Origin of the sequence: Aquamicrobium sp. LC103, assembly GCF_001014615.2 — a bacterium.
Classification (GTDB): Bacteria; Pseudomonadota; Alphaproteobacteria; order Rhizobiales; family Rhizobiaceae; genus LBCQ02.
This window is the reverse complement of the sequence record NZ_LBCQ02000012.1, coordinates 88,468-106,591: the sequence shown is the minus strand read 5'-3', so window position 1 is coordinate 106,591 and position 18,124 is coordinate 88,468. Positions and strand designations below refer to the sequence as shown.

Below are 18,124 nucleotides of genomic sequence, written 5' to 3'. Positions count from 1 at the left end.
TCATCTCTGGGAATTGGTCTGGAAGGGGTGCCGGGAATGGACGCGGAAGGGCTCGCCGGGCGCGGGCTCGACGAAGAGCGCCAGCCCGTCGATGCGAAGCGGAGCTTCGGCGAATTCGCCGAAGCGTTCCGAAAGCTGGCCCATCACGTCGGCGCTCTCCCGCGCCGGGATGCGGCTCGTCAAAGTCATGTGGAAACGGAATTCGTCGAGTACGTAGGGATAGCCCCATTCGTCGATATAACGTCTCTGACGCTCGGTGAGGCGGTCCGGCATCCGGCGGGCGATCTCCGCCTCCGTGAGCGGTGCGCGGAAGGGCTCGAAGGCCCGCACGACCGCACCCTCGAGCTGTCGGATCTCGTCGCTGGCGAAGCGGGGAACCAGCGCGAAGAAGTCGCCGAGCCTGGAAAGCGCGAGTTGGGGAATGACGAAGCCGCGCCGGGCCTTCGCGAAGGCTGCCAGCGCCTCATCCAACGCCGAAAGGTCGCGCCCGTCTGCCAGGCGGAACGGCGCCCGCAAGGTGGCATGGAAACCATATCGCGCCGGGTCGTGCACGATCGCGTCGATCGCCGGATGCGCCTTGCGGGTCGGGCTTGCCGAGAATGCGTCCCAGCCGAGCCAGTCCGCCGCCGCCTTCGTCAGGGGAGCATCCGCCGGCGGCGTAAAGTAGATCGCGGCGCGCATCAGATGAAGAACTTGCGAAGCTGTTGGGAGAGCAGGTCGGTGAGCGAAACCGTCACCACGACGATGATCAGCATCGCCGCCGCTTCCGGATAGTAGAAGCCCCTGATCGACTCGAAGAGAACCTGGCCTATGCCGCCCGCTCCGATCAGCCCGAGCACCGTGGCGGCACGCACGTTCGATTCGAAGCGGTAGAGCGTGAACGACATCCAGAGCGGCAGTACCTGCGGTATGACGCCGAACACCACCTCCTGCAGGCGCGATGCACCGGTTGCGCGGATCGCCTCCACGGGCCGCGGGTCGATGGCCTCGACCGCCTCAGAAAAGAGCTTGGCGAGGATGCCGGTGGTGTGAATGAAGAGCGCCAGGACGCCGGCGAAGGGCCCGAGGCCGACGGCGACGACGAACAGCACCGCGAACACCATCTCGTGGATGGCGCGGAACATGTCCATCAGCCGGCGGACGGGCTGAACGATGTACCATGGCGCCATGTTGCGCGCCGAAAGGATGCCGAAGGGAACGGAGAAGACCACCGCCAGAAAAGTTCCCCAGAGCGCGATCTGAATGGTGACGACCATCTCCTGGAGGTAGTAGCGCCATTCCGCGAAGTTCGGCTGCGCAAAGCCCGAGGCGTATTGCGCCATATTGCCGGCGTCGGTGAACAGGAACGGCCAGCGGTTCATTTCGGCCGGCGCCCAGCTCCACATCAGGAGCCCGGCGAGCCCTCCCCACATCAGGAGGTTGGAAAGGCTGCGCGTCCAGTCGCGGCCAATTTCAGGGCGTTGCTTGGCGGAAGCTGACATTTCAGCGAGATCGGTCATCCGGAAATCTCAAAATTTCGAGGGCGCGCCGGCCGTACCAGAAACAGCCCAGCCGGCGCGAGGAGAGGAGAAGAGGCCGGAGCTATGCCGGTCTCGTTCCTCAGCTCTGTTCGGCGTTCTTGATCTTTTCCTCGTAGGCGGCCTTCTCGGCCTCGAGCTTCTCCAGTTCCGTCTTCTTACGATCGGCCGGCATGGTGGTGTCGGCCTCGATCTTGGCGATAGACTTCGACAGTTCCATCACCCGGATCGGCAGAAGCTGGTCGTCGGTGGAGGCCCTGAACGGTGCCCAGGCCAGGCCGGCGAGCACTTCCCTCTCCTTCGCGATGTCGCCTTTCGACTGGTCGGTTCCGTAGGTGAGGAAGAAGGTCTTGAGCTTGTCCTTCGCGTCCTCAGGCAGATCCTTGCGCCACACGATCGGATCGGACGGGATCAGCGGAGACTTCCAGATGACCTTGATCTTCTCGAAGGCGGCCGGGTTGTTCTGCTCGATCAGAGCGAGGTTCTCGGTGTTGTTCGTCGCCGCGTCGACCTGACCATTGGCCACCGCCATCGCGTTGGTCTCGTGGTTGGCGTTGGTGACGTTCTTGAAGCAGTCTTTCGGCTCGACATTGTTGGCCACGAAGACAAAGGTGGTCGGCACGAGGAAGCCGGAGGTCGAGTTCGGGTCGCCGAGGCCGAAATTCAGCGACTTGTCGCATTTGAGAAGATCATCGACCGAGTTCAGCGGGCTGTCCTTCGGCGCCACGATCAGCGACCAGTAGCCGGGATTGCCGGAGGCATCGACCGTTTGCACGAAGACCTCGCCATCGGCGCGGTCGACCGCTTCCATCGCGGACTTGTTGCCATACCAGGCGAGTTGCACCTTGCCGAAGCGCATGCCCTCGATGACGCCGGCATAGTCGGAGGCGAAGAACGGCTTGATGTCGAGACCGGTCGCGGCCTCCATATCGGCGAGGAAAGGTTCCCATTTCGGGCGAAGGTTCTGCTGTGACTCCGTGGAAATAATGCCAAAATTGATTTCCTCGGCATTCGCGCCGGAGGCATGCGCAATGGTGGCGGCTACGGTTGCGGCCGCGATGGTGCGAAGCATCGTCTTCATGATTGCATCCCTGTTGAGTTCGGTGGTTGTCAGGCCGCGGCGAAGGCTTCCGCGCTCACCGGCGCTTTCCTTCGCGGTTCACCTCTTTCGGGCTTGGCCGGCGCGACTTCCGGCAGGATCAGCTCTTCGGAATCGGCTCCGTAGAGTTCGGTCAGAAACTTGTTGGTGAGCGCCGCGGAGGGGCCGTCGAACACGACGCGCCCGTCGCGAAGCGCGATCGTGCGCGGGCAATAGCGACGCGCATACTCGACCTGATGCAGCGAAACGACGCAGGTTATCGAATTCTCGCGATTGATGGTGGCAAGAACTTCCATGACGCGGCGCGCCGACGACGGGTCGAGCGAGGCGATCGGCTCGTCGGCAAGCAATATCTTTGAACGCTGCACCAGAGTGCGGGCGATCGCGGCGCGCTGCTGCTGTCCACCCGAAAGCGTCGAAGCGCGCTGCCATGCGACTTCCGGAATGCCGACACGCGCCAGCGCCTCGCGGGCGATGCGTTTCTCCTCGGCCGTGAAAAGGCCGAGCGTGCCACGCCAGGTCGGGATCCGTCCCAGATTGCCGATCAGCACGTTGGTCAGCACCGGCAGGCGTCCGACGAGATTGAACTGCTGGAAGATGACACCGACATTGCGCCGCAACTCGCGCGCGCTGCGCATCAGGCGCCCGTCGCTCTGCATCGACTGGCCGAAGAGCTCGATGCCGCTGTTTCCGCTCTGGCCGGTATCCAGACCGCAGATATGGCGTATCAGCGTGCTCTTGCCCGAGCCCGAAGCGCCGATCAGCGCGACCATCTCGCCGTTCTTGATCTCCAGGCTGACATCCTTCAACGCCTGCTTGCGGCCGAAGCTTTTCGAGAGATTTCGTACTGAAATAGCAGTCATGATCCGATCCCCTTGCCCTGCTTTCGGGCTGTTGGATGCATTCTATTTGGCTGCGATGACACTCACGTGACTGGCGGATGACAGTTCACCGCTCAATGAGCCGTCGGTTTCGTATTTATCGAGAAAGGCTTCCGCCTCGAGGCTACGGAAATCGTCGAGCGCGCGACGCAGGCTCGCATGGTTCCAGTCCCACCAGGCGAGCGCATCCATCCGCTTGCCGATCGCGCCCGGGAACCTCGCGCGGATAATTTTCGCGGGCACACCACCGACGATCGCGTAGGGAGCAACGTCCTTCGAGACCACCGCCCCCGCACCGACAACGGCACCATTGCCGATGCGGACGCCGGGCAATAGGGTCGCGCCGTGGCCGATCCACACGTCATGGCCGATGACGACCGCATGGTCGCGCCGCCAGCCGAAAAATTCGGCCTCGTCGCCGGCGTCCTCGAAATAGTCTCCGGCGCGATAGGTGAAGTGATGCAGGCTCGCACGCCACGTCGGGTGGTTGGTGGCGTTGATCCGGACGGCGGCGGCGATGTTGACGAATTTGCCGATCCGCGCGCACCAGATGTCGCAATCCTCGCGCACGTAGGAATAGTCGCCCATCACCGTCTCGGAGACACGACTGCGCTCGGCTATCGCGGTGTAACGCCCAAGCTCGGTGTTCGCGACCCTGGCGCTCTCGTCGACGAAAGGATTTTCGGAGTATCTGGTCATCGTTCAGGCCGCTGCCCTGCGGGCCGAGAAGGCGGTGACGTCGATCGTTCGCGTAGCAATACGCTCGCGGACGACTTCGTCGTGGAAGATGCCCAGGATCGCCGTGCCGGCCGACGTCTTCGCCTCGATCATCTCGCAGACGATGTCGCGGTTCTCCGCATCCAGCGAAGCCGTCGGCTCGTCGAGCAGAAGGATCGGGTGGTCGGTTATGAAACCGCGCGCGATGTTGACGCGCTGCTTCTCGCCGCCGGAGAAAGTCGCCGGCGGCAATTCATGGAGCGCTTCGGGAAGGTTGAGGCGCCGGAGCAAGGCCCTTGCCCGCTCGCGGGCTTCGTCGCGATCGATCCCGCGTGACAGAAGCGGCTCGGCGACCACGTCGAGAGCTCCGACCCGAGGCACGGCACGCAGGAACTGGCTGACATAGCCAATCACGTCGCGACGCAGCCGGATGACGAGGCGCGGATCGCCACCTGCAAGATCAGCGAACCCGCCGTCGCCCTCTCGGACCAGGATCTCACCGTCATCGACGGCGTAATTTCCGTAAATCATGCGGAGGATCGAGGATTTTCCGACACCGGACGGACCGCCGAGCACGACGCATTCGCCCGGCGCGAGATCGAAGCTGACGTCGTCGACCACGTCGAGGCGCGTTTCGCCACGCAGGTGCATGGTGAAGGATTTCTGCACGCCCCGGACGGACAGCAGCGGCTTTGCGGAGGAAGACATGGCTCTCAGGACTCCGGAATAGAGGCGACGAGGAGCTGCGTGTAGGCGTGGTGCGGATCGTCGAGGACGCGGTCGGTCAGACCGCTTTCGACCACGCGTCCGCCCTTCATGACGATCATCCGCTGCGACAGCAGCCGCGCGACGGCGAGATCGTGGGTGACGATGATCACCGACAGGCCGAGCTCGGAGACCAGCGAGCGCAGGAGGTCGAGCAGCCGCGCCTGCACGGAGACGTCGAGACCTCCGGTCGGCTCGTCCATGAAGACCAGCCGCGGCTTTGTCACCAGGTTGCGGGCGACCTGGAGCCGCTGGCGCATGCCGCCCGAAAACGCAACCGGACGATCGTCAATGCGGTCCTCGGCTATCTCGACACGGCCGAGCCAGTCGGTCGCCGTCTCGCGCAGGCGCCCGTAGTGGCGTTCGCCGATCGCCATCAGCCGCTCGCCGACATTGGCGCCGGCCGAAACGCGCATGCGCAAACCATCGGCGGGGTTCTGATGCACGAAGCCCCAGTCGGTGCGCATCAGGAAGCGGCGCTCCGCCTCGCCGAGCTCGGCAAGGTCGCGCAGCACGCCGTCGCGCATCCGGTAGGAGACGGCGCCGGACGAAGGCTGAAGCCTGGTCGAAACGCAATTGAGGAGTGTGGTCTTGCCCGAACCCGACTCGCCGACGATGGCAAGCACCTCGCCCGGCCAGAGATCGAAGGAGATATCCTCGCAACCGACACGCGCGCCATAGCGCTTGGAGAGATCGCGGACGGAGAGAAGCGGCGCGTCGCTCATTCGGCGGCCTCCTGATGAACCTGCTCGCCGGTGAAGCCTTTGGCGCGGCGATCCTCGCAATGGTCGGTGTCGGAGCAGACGAACATGCGCCCTCCCCTGTCATCGGTGACCACCTCGTCCAGGTAGACGTCATCGGCGCCGCAGAGCGCGCAAGGCCGGTCGAAAGATTGAATGCGGAAGGGGTGATCCTCGAAGTCGAGGCTGACGACCTCGGTGTAGGGCGGCACGGCGTAGATGCGCTTCTCGCGGCCGGCGCCGAAGAGCTGCAGCGCGGGCGAGCGATGCATTTTCGGATTGTCGAATTTCGGGATAGGCGACGGGTCCATCACATAGCGGCCCTCCACCTTCACCGGATAGGCATAGGTGGTCGCGATGTGACCGTGACGGGCGATGTCCTCGTAGAGCTTCACGTGCATGAGGCCGTATTCCTCCAACGCATGCATCACCCGCGTCTCGGTCTCGCGCGGTTCGAGAAAGCGCAGCGGCTCGGGTATGGGAACCTGGAAGACGATCGTCTGGCCCTCGGCAAGCGGCGTTTCCGGAACCCTGTGCCGGGTCTGCACAATCGTCGCCTCGGTGGTCCTGGTCGTCGTGGCGACACCGGCGGTGCGCTCGAAGAAGGCGCGGATCGAGACCGCGTTGGTGGTGTCGTCGGCGCCCTGGTCGATGACTTTCAGAACGTCATTGGGGCCGATGATCGAGGCGGTCACCTGAACGCCGCCGGTGCCCCAGCCATAGGGCATCGGCATCTCGCGCGAGGCGAACGGCACCTGATAGCCGGGAATGGTGATCGCCTTGAGGATGGCTCGGCGGATCATCCGCTTGGTCTGCTCGTCCAGATAGGCAAAGGCGTAGGTGGGGGTCGTGGCGCTCATTCGGCAGCCTCCTGGACGCTTTCGGTTTCCTCCCTCGGCCTCTCCTGCTCACGCCGCATGCGGCGGACGAGATCGAGCTCGGCCTGGAAGTCGACATAGTGGGGAAGTTTCAGATGCTCGACGAAGCCCGTCGCCTGGACGTTGTCGGAGTGCGAGATGACGAACTCCTCGTCCTGGGCGGGCGCGGTCCTCTCTTCGTCGAATTCGTCCGCCCTCAGCGCGCGGTCGACGAGCGACATCGCCATCGCCTTGCGTTCCGACTGGCCGAAGACGAGCCCGTAGCCGCGGGTGAACTGCGGTGGTTCCTTCGCCGAACCCTTGAACTGGTTGACCATCTGGCATTCGGTGACGCGGATGCGGCCGATGCCGACCGGGAAGCCCACCTCCGGCAGCTCGACCTCGACGTCAACAAGGCCGATGCGGATTTCGCCGACGAAGGGATGGGTACGGCCGTAACCGCGTTGCGTTGAATAGCCGAGCGCGAGCAGAAAACCCTCGTCGCCGCGCGCCAGCGCCTGCAGCCGGACATCGCGCGAGATCGGAAAGTCCAGCGTATCGCGCGTGAGATCGCCCGGTTCACCGTCCGATCCGGCCTGGCCGTCGGCCTCGATCAGCCCCTCTGCGCCGAGAATATCGGTGACGCGCGGGCAGTTCTCCGCCTCGGAAAGACGGCGCATCGGCTCGTCAACCGGCGGGTCGTCGGCCATCGCGGGCTCGATCAGGCGGTGCGTGTAGTCGAAGGTCGGCCCGAGTAATTGACCACCGGGAATGTCCTTGTAGACGGCCGAGATGCGGCGCTCGATCCGCATCCGGAACGTGTCGAGAGGCCGTGCCGCTGCGAAGCGCGGCAGGGTCGTGCGGTAGGCGCGCAGGAGAAAGATCGCCTCGATCATGTCGCCCCGTGCCTGGCGCAGCGCCATGGCGGCAAGTTCCTGATCGTAGAGCGAACCCTCCGCCATCACGCGATCGACCGCCAGGGCCATCTGGCCGACGATCTGGTCGAGCGTGAGCGCCGGCACCGAGCGGTCGCTGCGGCGACGGTCGTCGAGAAGCCGGTGGGCGTTGCGGATGGCCGCCTCGCCACCCTTTACGGCGATATACATGATCAAGCACTCCGGATGCGTGTCGTGCGGGCCAAGGCAAGCGCCTTCGCTCCGGCAACGAGAAGAATGTCGACGCCGAGCGGGAAGAGCGCGTTGTTCCGAGCCACCGCGGCAAGGAAGCCGGACGGCAGGCCGCGCGGCTCCATGAACGCCTCATGCTCTATGCCCGGCCCGGAAAGAACGAGCCGCTCACCGCCATCGAGGCCTTCCAGCACCGCGATGATCGTCGCGGAACGGTCCGGATATTCCGGCGTCCCAAGGGCGAAACGCCCAAGGTCCAGGAGCTCCCGGGCATCCGAGAGCACGGCAAAGCGTGCAGCATCGGGCTTGCCGGCCAGAGGCGCGCCAGTATGAAAGGAAATCCATGGCACCAGTCCGGGAACCTGCCCAAGCCCTTCGTCCAGCCAGATCGGCGTATCGAAATCGGCGAGCGTCGCGATGAAGGCCGCCGCCGCCGCGGGCATCGGCGCGGGTGCTGTCGCACGTGCGCCGAGATCAACGATCTTTCCCGGTCGGGCAAAGGCATCCATGATCGCCGCGAAGACCGCCTGCGAATCGAACACCGGATCGGCAAAACCGCCCTCGGTCGCAACCGCCTCGGAATGCGTCATCAATCCTCTCCCCTCACCATGGTGAAGAAATCGACGCGGGTCGCCTCGGTTTCCTCAGCCAGCTTCCGGTCCGCCTCTTCCTGTGCTGCGAGCGACGGCGCGACCACCTCGACCTCCACCCGCTCACGCCAGTCGGGTCTTTGCCAGGCGGCGTCGAACATTGCCGCCAATCGCGCCTTCTGTGGATCGCGGCCGAGCACCAGCGCATGACCGACCTCGCCGGAAGAAAGCCTGACGGTTGCCCGCGTCACGCTCGCTTCGCCGAGATTGAACGGGCCGCCGCCACCGCCGATGCGGCCGCGCAGCATCACCAGCCCGATTTCGGGGCCGCGCACCGGCGTGACATCGGCATCGTCGCCGAACCGCCCCCACGCCTCGCTCAAAAGACGCGGCGAAGCGACGGCGAATGCCGACATCGCACGTCGCCGCCCTTCCTCCGCAAATGCGGACTCGCTTTCCATCTCTCCAACGCCCTCAACTTGTATAGTTATATAGACAACTCTATCTAGCTCCTTTATCTAGTCCTCGTGCATGACAGTCACATGACGGTCAGGCTGGAAAAGGTAGCGCGAGCGGAGCGACGGAAATGAACGTGGATGACGGAATTGCGCGATGGCGCCGGGTAGCCGACGGCATCAGGACGCTCGCCGCGGAGAGTGACGCCGATGGCGGCCTGTTGCCGAGCGAGGCGGCACTTGCCGAACGATTCGGCGTCAACCGGCATACGGTGCGCCGCGCCATCGCGGCGCTTGCGGCCGAAGGGCTCGTCCATACCGAACGCGGGCGCGGCACCTTCTTTCGCAAGTTGCCGGGGCGGCTGCATTATCCGATCGGGACACGGACGCGGTTTTCGGAGAACATCTCGCGACAGGCCCGCGAGCCGGCGGGCCGGCTGATTCAGGCTTCGGTGGAGCCCGCCGATGCCCGCATCGCGGCGGCGCTGGGCCTGCGGATTGGCGCCGCGGTCCACCGCATGGAGACCCTGCATGTCGCCGACGGGATGCCCTTGTCGGTGTCGACCAGCTGGTTTTCCGTCGAGCGTTTCCCGGCGATCGTCGCAGCCTATGCCGAAACCGGCTCGGTCTCGAAGGCACTCGAAGCACATGGCCTCGTCGATTATCACCGCCGCGAAACCCGCGTCGCGGCGGAGCACGTCTCGCCGGCCGACGCCGCGCATCTGGCCTGTCCCGCCGACGCGATCGTCATCGTCGCCGAATCGCTGAACGTCGATCCCGAGGGCCAGCCGATGCAGCGCTCGCGAACCCGCTTCGCCGCCGACCGGATCGAACTCGTCTTCGCCACCTGACGACGCGGTGCTGAAGCGCCGTGGGGCCCCTTCTGTTGGCTACATCACCGCGCCGATCTGCCAGGGCACGAATTCGTTGTCGCCATAGCCGAGCTCTTCGGATTTCGATCGTCGGCCCGACGCCGTCTCGACCAGGAGGCGGAAGATCTCGCGACCCTTCTCCTCGATCGATATGCCGTCGAGAATATCGCCGCAGTTCAAATCCATGTCCTCGGCCATGTTGGCATAGAGTTCGCTGTTGGTGGCGAGCTTGACCGATGGGACCGGCTTGTAGCCGAAAGCCGAGCCGCGACCGGTGGTGAAAGCGATCAGATTCGCGCCGGAGGCCACCTGCCCGGTAGCCGAGCAGGGATCGTAGCCAGGCGAATCCATGAAGACGAAACCACGCCTGTCGATCGGCTCGCCATATCCGAAGACCCCGGCGAGCGGAGAGGTGCCCGCCTTGGCGGCCGCTCCCAGCGATTTCTCCAGTATGGTGGTGAGTCCGCCGAGCTTGTTGCCCGGCGACGGGTTGTTGTTCATGTTGCCGCCGAGCCTGGCGGTATAGGCCTCCCACCAGCGGATGAGGCGGACGAGCTTCTCGCCGGTTTCAGGATCGACCGCACGGCGGGTCAGAAGGTGCTCGGCGCCGTAAATCTCCGGCGTCTCGGACAGGATCGCCGTGCCACCCATGGCAACCAGCAGATCGGCGGCGAAGCCGAGCGCCGGATTGGCGGTGATGCCCGAATAGCCGTCCGAACCGCCGCATTGCAACGCCAGTGAGAGTTCCGAGATCGGCGCCTCCTCCCGCCGCGCGGCGTCGACCAGCGGCAGCATCTCGCGGATCGTCTCCAGCGCCCGTTCCACGGTCGCGCGCGTGCCGCCCGATTGCTGGATCGTCATCGTGCGGAAGGTGGGCGTATCCTTCAACCCGTATGTCTCGAGCAGGCGCGGGATCTGGAATACCTCGCAGCCGAGGCCGATCATCAGCGCGCCGCCGACATTCGGGCTCGCCGCGTGGCCCCAGACCGTACGCTGGAGAAGGTCGTAGCCCTCGCCTCGGCCATCCATCCCGCAGCCCGTTCCATGGGTGAAGGCGACGACGCCGTCGACATTGGGGTAGTCGTCGAGCATGCCGTTTTCGGTCGCCGCCTTGGCGACGAAGCGGGCAACGGAGGCCGAACAATTCACACTGGTGAGGACGGCGATGTAATTGCGCGTGCCCACCCGGCCGTTCGCCCTGCGGAAGCCGTTGAAACTCGCCGGCAAGCCGGCGATCTCGGGAGCAAGCCAATTGTTTTCCGTGGCGAAGGCGTAATCGCGCTCGAAATCGGCGATTGCGCAATTGTGCTCATGCACATGCGCGCCGGCGGTGATATCCGCGCTGGCGAAGCCGATGATCTGGCCGAATTTGCGTACCGGCGCGCCGGCGGCGATCGGCTGCGTCGCCATCTTGTGTCCGCGCGGAACCGTTTCCGTCGCCGCGACGTCGCCCACTCTCGCCCCGGCCGCTGCCCGGTCGACGCATATGACGACATTGTCTTGCGCATGCAGGCGCACGAAGCGCGGCGTTCTGTCGAGCATGGAGGCCTCCTCCCGACAATCCTACAACATCTCGCGCCGCCCGGTCTCGGCCGACCTGAGAAGGGCGTCGATCAGGCGATGGACCTTCAGTGCCTCGCGCCCGCTCACCCCGGGCTCCCGGTCATCCTCGATCGCATCGAGGAAATCGGCGAGCACGGCGCGATGATGGTCATGCGGAAACGCCATCGGATCGGCGCCCGCGCCGCCACCGGCGGCTCCATCGTCCTGCCGGACCTCGGTGCCATCGTGGAACTGCGCGATGAGCGAGGTACCCTCGATACGCGCGGTGCCCTTCGTCCCGAGAAGTTCGATCGCATCGGGAATCCCGGGATAGGCGCAGGTGGTCGCGGATACGGTGCCGATCGCACCATTGTCGAAGCGGATCGCCGCGGCGGCGAGATCTTCGGTCTCCATCCGATGCACCGGCGAGGTCACCGCATAACCGGTCACCTCCGCCGGCATGCCGGCGAACGAAATGAGAAGATCGAGCGTGTGGATGCCCTGGGTGAGCAGCACACCGCCGCCGTCGCGCGCCCTGGTGCCGCGGCCGGGCTGGTCGTAATAGCTCTGCGGTCGCCAGTTGGAGAGCCGGGCCGACGCTCCGACCAGTTCCCCGAGCCGCTCCTTAGCGATGATATCGGCTAAAGCTAGGCTTACCGGACGGAAGCGGTGCTGCAACACGATGCCGAGCTTCACGCCTGTCTTCTCGGCGGCTTCGACCAGGCGGACGGCGCGGTCGGTCGCGATCTCCAGCGGCTTTTCCAGCAAGATGTGTTTTTTGGCGGTTGCCGCGCGCGCAACCAGTTCGAGATGGCTGCTGGGTGGCGTCAGCACCATCACCGCGTCGATCGACGGATCGTCGAAGACGGCATCCAGATTGACCGCGGCGGGCACGCCCCAGCGCTCGGAAAACGCTTTGCAGCGATCCTCGGATGGGCTGTATGCCGCTGCGACCTCCACCTGATCGGAAAGATCGGCGAGGCTTTTTGCATGCGGCGTCGAGGCCATGCCCAGCCCTATGATCGCGATGCGCGTCCTTGCCATTTCTTCCTCCCTAGGATCGGTAGCGCTCGACGGCGCGCATGACGCCTCGTAGCTCCGCCAGGCCCTTCAGCCTTCCTATGGCCGAATAGCCCGGGTTCACCTTCTTGCCGATATCGTCGAGGATGACATGGCCGTGGTCCGGCCGCATCGGGATTTCAGCGTCCCGCCGGCCGGTTTCGCGCCGCCGGCGCTCCTCGGCGAGCAGTTCGGCGACCACGCCGACCATGTCGACATCGCCGTCGAGGTGCTCGGATTCGTGGAATGACCCGCCCGGCTCGTGCGCGACGTTCCGCAAATGCGCGAAATGGATGTCAGAACCGAATTCCCGCGCCATGGCGACAAGATCGTTCTGGTGGCCGGCGCCGTAGGAGCCCGTGCAGAGCGTGAGGCCGCTGGCGGGCGACTTGACGGCCGCGATCAGCGTGCGCGCATCGGCGGCGCACGAAACCACGCGCGGCAACCCGAAGATCGAGAAGGGCGGATCGTCGGGATGGATCGCCAGCTTCACGCCGGCCTCTTCCGCGACCGGCACGATCTCGCGGAGGAAGGCGAAGAGGTTCTGCCTGAAGCCCTCGACCGTGAGATCGCGGTAGAGGTCGAGCATGCGCCGGAAGCTTTCGCGGTCATAGACGAATTCGCGCGCCGGCACCCATTCGATGAGGTTGCGCTCGATGCGGGCGAGATCGCCCGCGCTCATCGCCGCGAGCCGTCGGTGCGCCGCCTCGATGCGTGTCGGCGGGTGATCCGCCTCGGCATCGCGGCGCTTCAGCACGAACACGTCATAGGCGCAGAACTCGACGATGTCGAAGCGCAGCGCCGTGCCGCCATGTGGCATCGGATGATCGAGATCGGTGCGCGTCCAATCGGTGATCGCCATGAAATTGTAGCAGACGGTGCGAATGCCCGCCGACGCGACGGTGCGGATCGACGCCTTGTAATTGTCGATCAATTCGCGAAAGCGGCCGGTGCGCGTCTTGACGTCCTCATGCACGATGATGCTTTCGACCACCGCCCATTCGAGCCCGGCGGCCTCGATTTCGGCCTTGCGTTTCGCCACTTCGTCCGCCGGCCACGCGCGCCCGTCATTGAGATGATGGAGCGCGGTGACGATGCCCGTGGCCCCGGCCTGCCGCACATGCGCGAGCGGCACCGGATCGTCCGGTCCGAACCAGCGCCAGGTCTGCTTCATTCAGTCTCCTCCTCGCGCATCGCCTGCTCGATCGCCGCCCGCGCGCCACTCTCTCGGATCGTCCCCAGGAATCTCGCCGCGATGCCCGCGAGCGGTCCGGCAGCCTCGCCCGTCACCGCACCGAAGCCCGCCGCCTCGAAAACCCGTCTGACCGTTTCCTCGGGCGATCCCCGCTGGACGAGAACAGCGGCGAGCCGGTCGTCGAGCGGATCGGTGAAACTCTCCGGCATGGCCGGCGTCCCGCGCGCCTCGCAGCAAGCGATCCAGGCAGCGACGACCAGCATCAGATGCGCGGCCGGGCGGCCTTCAGCCAGCCGCCCACGCGCCGCGGCGAGGATGCGCTGCGGCAGCTTCTGGCTTCCGTCCATGGCGATTTGCGCGGTGCGGTGAACGAGCGCGGTATTGGCGAAACGCCGCGCCAGCGCGGTTACATATGCCTGCGGATCGAGGCCGGCGCCTTTTGGCAATGTCGGTATCGCCTCGGCCCACAGCCGATCGACGAAGCCACGGATCTCCGGATCGGAGAATGCCTCCGACACCGACCGGCGGCCGCAAAGAAGGCCGAGATAGGCGATGCCGGAATGCGCGCCGTTGAGCAGCCGGAGCTTCATCTCCTCGAACGGCCGCACGTCCCCGACCATGGTGACGCCGAACTTCTCCCAGCGCGGACGACCGGCCGTGAAGCGATCTTCCACGACCCATTGCATGAAAGGCTCCGTCTTCACCGGCCAGGCGTCGGCGAGCCCGATCGCCCGCGATATCCGCTCGCGGTCCTCGTCCGTCGTGGCCGGCACGATCCGGTCGACCATGGTCGAAGGAAAAGCGACTTCCTGCTCGACATACCGCGCAAGATCGCCGCCCCGCGCCGCGGCGAATTGCAGGATCAGCCGCCGCAGCGTCTCGCCATTTGCCGGAAGGTTGTCGCAGCAAAGGACGGTGAAGGGTGCGGCGCCTTCCTTCCGGCGGCGCTCCAGCGCGGCAGCGATGAAGCCGTGCGTCGTGCGCGGACGCTGAGGCTCGGCAAGATCATGAACGATGTCGGGATGGGCGAGATCGAGATCGCCGCCCCTATCACGCAGATAGGCCTTTTCGGTGACCGTGAGCGAAACAATTCTCGTGGTGGGGGCGGCCATCCGCGCGACCAGCGCCTCAGGGTTTTCCGGCGCGACCACGAGTTCCTTGATGGAGCCAACCACGCGCAGCTTCTCGCCCGACGAATCCTGTTCCGCGAGCGTGTAGAGCCCGTCCTGCGGGGCGAGAGCGTCACGTGTGTCGGTGCTGCGCAACGAGGCGCCGACGATGCCCCATCCCGCCTCCCCGGCAGCGAGGCAATCGTCGATATAGACGGCCTGATGCGCACGATGGAAGGCGCCGACACCGAGATGAACGACCCCGGTCGTGACCCTTCGCCGGTCATAAGCCGGCAACGTGGCGCCTTTTGCCCCGCGCAAAGTCGCTTCAGAGAGCCGATCGCGACCGCTCATTCCCTGCTCCTCCCGGTCCCACCCGCCCATCCACTACAACAGGCGGCGCGGTTCGCGCAATCAACTTATCATACAACAAACTTCTTTTTGTATGTTGACATGATTTATCGTTCTGCCTTAGCCATAAGGAGCCGAGGGAGGAGCGGCACCCAGGATGACTTCGCTGATAGACCGCGATGCGCTGTTTCCAGCCGAGCCGGGCGTCCGATCGACCGCGCGCGCGCTCTACGAGACGGTTGCCGGCCTGCCGATCATCAGCCCTCACGGGCATACCGACCCGCGCTGGTATGCGCTCGACGAGCCCTTTCCCGATCCCGCCCGCCTGCTGATCGTTCCCGATCACTACATTTTCCGGATGCTGTTCAGCCAGGGCGTCGCGCTGGAGGATCTCGGCGTTGCCAGGCCCGATGAAGGGCCCGTCGAGGCGGACGGCCGCCGGATATGGAAGCTGTTCGCCGAAAATTATCATCTTTTCCGGGGCACGCCGACCAGGCTGTGGATGGACTATGTGCTCTCCTCGCTTTTCGGCGCAAACGAGCCGCTGAGCGCGGCCACCGCCGACAGGACCTACGATCGGATCGCCGAACGGCTTGGCGAGCCCGCCTATCGCCCACGCGCGCTGTTCGAACGCTTCAACATCGAGGTGATCGCCACCACCGAGGGCGCGCTGGACGATCTGCGCTGGCACAAGGTGATCCGAGAGAGTGGCTGGAAAGGTCGCGTGGTGACCGCCTACCGGCCGGACGCGGTCACCGATCCCGATTTCGAGGGCTTCTCCACCAATCTCGACAGGCTCGGCGAGATCACCGGCGAGGACACGGGCTCGTGGAGTGGTTATCTCGCCGCGCACCGCAAGCGGCGCGCCTATTTCAAATCCTTCGGAGCCACGTCGTCGGATCATGGCCATCCGACCGCCGATACCGCCAATCTTGGCGACGGCGAAGCCGCCTCCCTGTTCGACCGTGTTCGCACGGGAAAGGCGGATGCCGGCGAAAGACGCCTCTTCCGCGGCCAGATGCTGACCGAAATGGCCCGAATGAGCCTGGACGACGGGCTGGTCCTGCAGATCCATCCCGGCTCCTGGCGCAACCACTCGCCCTCGATCATGGCGCGCCATGGCCGCGACATGGGCTTCGATATACCGACCCGCACCGATTATGTGGCCGCGCTCAAACCCCTGCTCGACGCGGTAGGGCTCGAGCGCGAGCTCACGGTCGTCCTGTTCACCCTCGACGAGAGCGCCTATTCGCGCGAACTCGCGCCGCTCGCGGGTGTCTATCCGGCATTGCGGCTGGGGCCGGCCTGGTGGTTCCACGACAGTCCGGAAGGTATGCGCCGCTTCCGCGAGCTCACCACCGAAACCGCCGGCTTCTACAACACCGTCGGCTTCAACGACGACACGCGCGCCTTTCCGTCGATCCCGGCGCGCCACGATATCGCCCGCCGCGTCGACTGCGCCTTCCTGGCGCGCCTCGTCGCCGAGCACAGACTCAGAGAGGAAGAGGCCTTCGAACTGGCCACGGAGCTTGCCTATACGCTGGCGAAGAAAGCGTATCGGCTTTGACGGGCGCGAATGCCCCAATGCAAACGGGAGGAAACCATGTTGCATATCTGGAAGCTCGCTGCCGCCGCGACGGTTGCAGCATCATTGATGACAGGGACGGCGTTTGCGCAGACCATGCTGCGCTCGTCCGACACGCATCCTGACGGCTACCCCACCGTCGAGGCGGTCAAGCATTTCGGGGAACTGATCAAGGAGCGGACCGACGGGCGCTATACCGTCGAGGTCTACCATTCCGCGCAGCTCGGCCAGGAAGCCGATACGATCGAGCAGGTCCGCACCGGCGTGATCGATCTCAATCGCGTTTCCATGGGTCCGTGGAACGGCCTGATCCCCGAGACCACCGTGCCGTCGCTGCCCTACGTCTTTCGTTCGGTCGACCACGCCCGCAAGGTGATGAACGGCCCGATCGGCGACGAGATCCTCGCCGCTTTCGAACCGCATGGCGTCATCGGACTTGCCTTCTACGACGGCGGCGCACGCTCCTTCTACAACTCCAGGAAGCCGATCAACTCGGCCGAGGATCTGAAGGGCATGAAGTTCCGCGTGATGCAGTCGGACATCTTCGTCGACATGGTCGCCGCGCTCGGCGCCAGCGCCACGCCGATGCCCTACGGCGAGGTTTATTCCGGCATCGAGACCGGCGTCATCGACGGCGCGGAAAACAACTTCCCGAGCTACGACACCGCCAGGCACGCCGAGGTCGCCAAGCACTTCTCGCTCGACGAGCACCTGATCGTGCCGGAGGTGCTCGTGATGTCGAAAGTTTCCTGGGACAAGCTCTCGCCGGAAGACCAGGCGATCTTCAAGCAGGCCGCGAAGGACAGCGTCGAGAAGCAGTACGAACTGTGGGACGCACAGGTCGCCAAGTCGCGCGAGATCGTCGAGGCGGGCGGCTCGCAGATCACCGAGCCGGACAAGCAAGCCTTCATCGATGCGATGAAACCCGTCTACGACAAGCACGTCACCGATCCGAAGCTTCAGGATCTGGTGAAGCGTATCCGGGAAACTCAGTGATGGCTTCGGGACGGGGCTCAGCCTCGTCCCGCTTTTTTCCCGTCCGCAAAGGCCGGACGGCAGGTGGGGAGGACTGACATGGCGGAGGCTAAAAGCATCGGCGAAGCACATGACATGGCCGCGAGACCGCGCATGCAAGGAATTGCCAGAGCACTGACCGCGATATGCAACTCGGCGCTCTACCTTGCCGGTGCCGGCCTCGTGGCCATGACCTGCATCGTCTTCTGGCAGGTGTTCGTCAGATACGTGCTCAACTGGACGAACACCTGGACCGAGATCACCGCCGTCATGCTGATGAGCTGGTTCATCTTCCTCGGCGCGGCCGTGGGCGTGCGCGAGAACTACCATCTCGGTTTCGATGTACTCGTCTACGCGCTTCCCCGAGGCGCGAAGAAGTATCTTCGCATGATCTCGGACACCGTCGTTCTCGCCTTCGCTGTCGGCATGATCGTCTACGGCTCGCAACTCGTCATGCTGCAATGGGCGGCGCGCATGCCCGCGCTCGGCATTCCCGAAGGCATCCGGTACCTGCCGCTCGTCGGCGGCGGAATCCTGATATCGCTGTTCGCGCTGGAACGCCTGGCGCTGCGATTTGCCGGCTATGACGTCGACGCCGATCTCATCGACGAACCCTTGCCGGTGCTCGACCAGGTCAAGGAGGTCTGAG

The 18,124-nt window shown here is 65.0% G+C and carries 19 protein-coding genes; 4 read left to right on the top strand and 15 right to left on the bottom strand.

What is annotated here, in order from left to right:
• From XW59_RS22280 to phnG, 11 genes are all read right to left on the bottom strand, one after another.
• A complete protein-coding gene (locus tag XW59_RS22280; RefSeq protein WP_047147958.1) occupies positions 1-681 on the bottom strand; it encodes a DUF1045 domain-containing protein in 681 nt (226 codons plus the stop codon).
• Complete coding sequence (gene phnE / locus XW59_RS22275) at positions 681-1,499, bottom strand: phosphonate ABC transporter, permease protein PhnE (RefSeq protein WP_136068443.1); 819 nt, start codon at positions 1,497-1,499, stop codon at positions 681-683. The genes XW59_RS22280 and phnE overlap by 1 nt, the downstream gene beginning before the upstream one ends.
• A gap of 100 nt (positions 1,500-1,599) precedes the next feature.
• Entirely contained in the window at positions 1,600-2,598 is a 999-nt protein-coding gene (phnD, locus tag XW59_RS22270; RefSeq protein WP_047147959.1) for a phosphonate ABC transporter substrate-binding protein, read from the bottom strand.
• 29 nt (positions 2,599-2,627) lie between these two features.
• Positions 2,628-3,479, bottom strand: coding sequence for a phosphonate ABC transporter ATP-binding protein (gene phnC / locus XW59_RS22265; protein ID WP_047147960.1), 852 nt, complete (start codon positions 3,477-3,479; stop codon positions 2,628-2,630).
• 42 nt (positions 3,480-3,521) lie between these two features.
• Positions 3,522-4,196 carry a DapH/DapD/GlmU-related protein gene (locus XW59_RS22260; RefSeq protein WP_047147961.1) on the bottom strand — a complete coding sequence of 225 codons (675 nt, stop codon included), beginning with the start codon at positions 4,194-4,196 and terminating at the stop codon, positions 3,522-3,524.
• A gap of 3 nt (positions 4,197-4,199) precedes the next feature.
• Positions 4,200-4,922 (bottom strand): phosphonate C-P lyase system protein PhnL, encoded by a 723-nt coding sequence (gene phnL, locus XW59_RS22255; RefSeq protein WP_047147962.1) that lies wholly within the window; start codon positions 4,920-4,922, stop codon positions 4,200-4,202.
• A 5-nt stretch (positions 4,923-4,927) separates the two neighbouring features.
• Positions 4,928-5,704, bottom strand: coding sequence for a phosphonate C-P lyase system protein PhnK (phnK, locus tag XW59_RS22250; RefSeq protein WP_047147963.1), 777 nt, complete (start codon positions 5,702-5,704; stop codon positions 4,928-4,930).
• Entirely contained in the window at positions 5,701-6,579 is an 879-nt protein-coding gene (locus XW59_RS22245; protein ID WP_047147964.1) for an alpha-D-ribose 1-methylphosphonate 5-phosphate C-P-lyase PhnJ, read from the bottom strand. The genes phnK and XW59_RS22245 overlap by 4 nt, the downstream gene beginning before the upstream one ends.
• Positions 6,576-7,682 (bottom strand): carbon-phosphorus lyase complex subunit PhnI, encoded by a 1,107-nt coding sequence (locus XW59_RS22240; protein WP_047147965.1) that lies wholly within the window; start codon positions 7,680-7,682, stop codon positions 6,576-6,578. Before XW59_RS22240 ends, XW59_RS22245 begins: the two co-directional genes overlap by 4 nt.
• 2 nt (positions 7,683-7,684) lie before the next feature.
• Entirely contained in the window at positions 7,685-8,293 is a 609-nt protein-coding gene (phnH, locus tag XW59_RS22235; protein WP_047147966.1) for a phosphonate C-P lyase system protein PhnH, read from the bottom strand.
• Positions 8,293-8,709, bottom strand: a complete 417-nt coding sequence (gene phnG / locus XW59_RS22230; RefSeq protein ID WP_082137759.1) for a phosphonate C-P lyase system protein PhnG — start codon at positions 8,707-8,709, stop codon at positions 8,293-8,295. Before phnG ends, phnH begins: the two co-directional genes overlap by 1 nt.
• A 170-nt stretch (positions 8,710-8,879) precedes the next feature.
• Between phnG and phnF the strand changes: the two genes are divergently transcribed.
• Entirely contained in the window at positions 8,880-9,599 is a 720-nt protein-coding gene (phnF, locus tag XW59_RS22225; protein ID WP_047147968.1) for a phosphonate metabolism transcriptional regulator PhnF, read from the top strand.
• A gap of 39 nt (positions 9,600-9,638) precedes the next feature.
• Here phnF and XW59_RS22220 read toward each other — a convergent pair whose 3' ends face one another.
• Genes XW59_RS22220 through XW59_RS22205 form a run of 4 tightly spaced genes read right to left on the bottom strand, consistent with a single transcriptional unit; the run spans position 9,639 to position 14,879 of the window.
• Positions 9,639-11,162 (bottom strand): altronate dehydratase family protein, encoded by a 1,524-nt coding sequence (locus XW59_RS22220; RefSeq protein ID WP_047147969.1) that lies wholly within the window; start codon positions 11,160-11,162, stop codon positions 9,639-9,641.
• 21 nt (positions 11,163-11,183) lie between these two features.
• Positions 11,184-12,206: a Gfo/Idh/MocA family oxidoreductase gene (locus XW59_RS22215; RefSeq protein WP_047147970.1), complete on the bottom strand. Its 1,023-nt coding sequence runs from the start codon at positions 12,204-12,206 to the stop codon at positions 11,184-11,186.
• A 10-nt stretch (positions 12,207-12,216) separates the two neighbouring features.
• Positions 12,217-13,395 carry a mannonate dehydratase gene (uxuA, locus tag XW59_RS22210; RefSeq protein ID WP_047147971.1) on the bottom strand — a complete coding sequence of 393 codons (1,179 nt, stop codon included), beginning with the start codon at positions 13,393-13,395 and terminating at the stop codon, positions 12,217-12,219.
• Positions 13,392-14,879 (bottom strand): mannitol dehydrogenase family protein, encoded by a 1,488-nt coding sequence (locus XW59_RS22205; protein ID WP_047148057.1) that lies wholly within the window; start codon positions 14,877-14,879, stop codon positions 13,392-13,394. Before XW59_RS22205 ends, uxuA begins: the two co-directional genes overlap by 4 nt.
• Positions 14,880-15,033: 154 nt before the next feature.
• Here XW59_RS22205 and uxaC point away from each other — a divergent pair, with 154 nt between their 5' ends.
• From uxaC to XW59_RS22190, 3 genes are all read left to right on the top strand, one after another.
• Positions 15,034-16,443: a glucuronate isomerase gene (uxaC, locus tag XW59_RS22200; protein WP_047147972.1), complete on the top strand. Its 1,410-nt coding sequence runs from the start codon at positions 15,034-15,036 to the stop codon at positions 16,441-16,443.
• 36 nt (positions 16,444-16,479) lie between these two features.
• Positions 16,480-17,457 (top strand): TRAP transporter substrate-binding protein, encoded by a 978-nt coding sequence (locus tag XW59_RS22195; RefSeq protein ID WP_047148058.1) that lies wholly within the window; start codon positions 16,480-16,482, stop codon positions 17,455-17,457.
• 132 nt (positions 17,458-17,589) lie between these two features.
• Positions 17,590-18,123, top strand: a complete 534-nt coding sequence (locus XW59_RS22190) for a TRAP transporter small permease (protein ID WP_136068448.1) — start codon at positions 17,590-17,592, stop codon at positions 18,121-18,123.
• Position 18,124 lies beyond the last annotated feature (1 nt).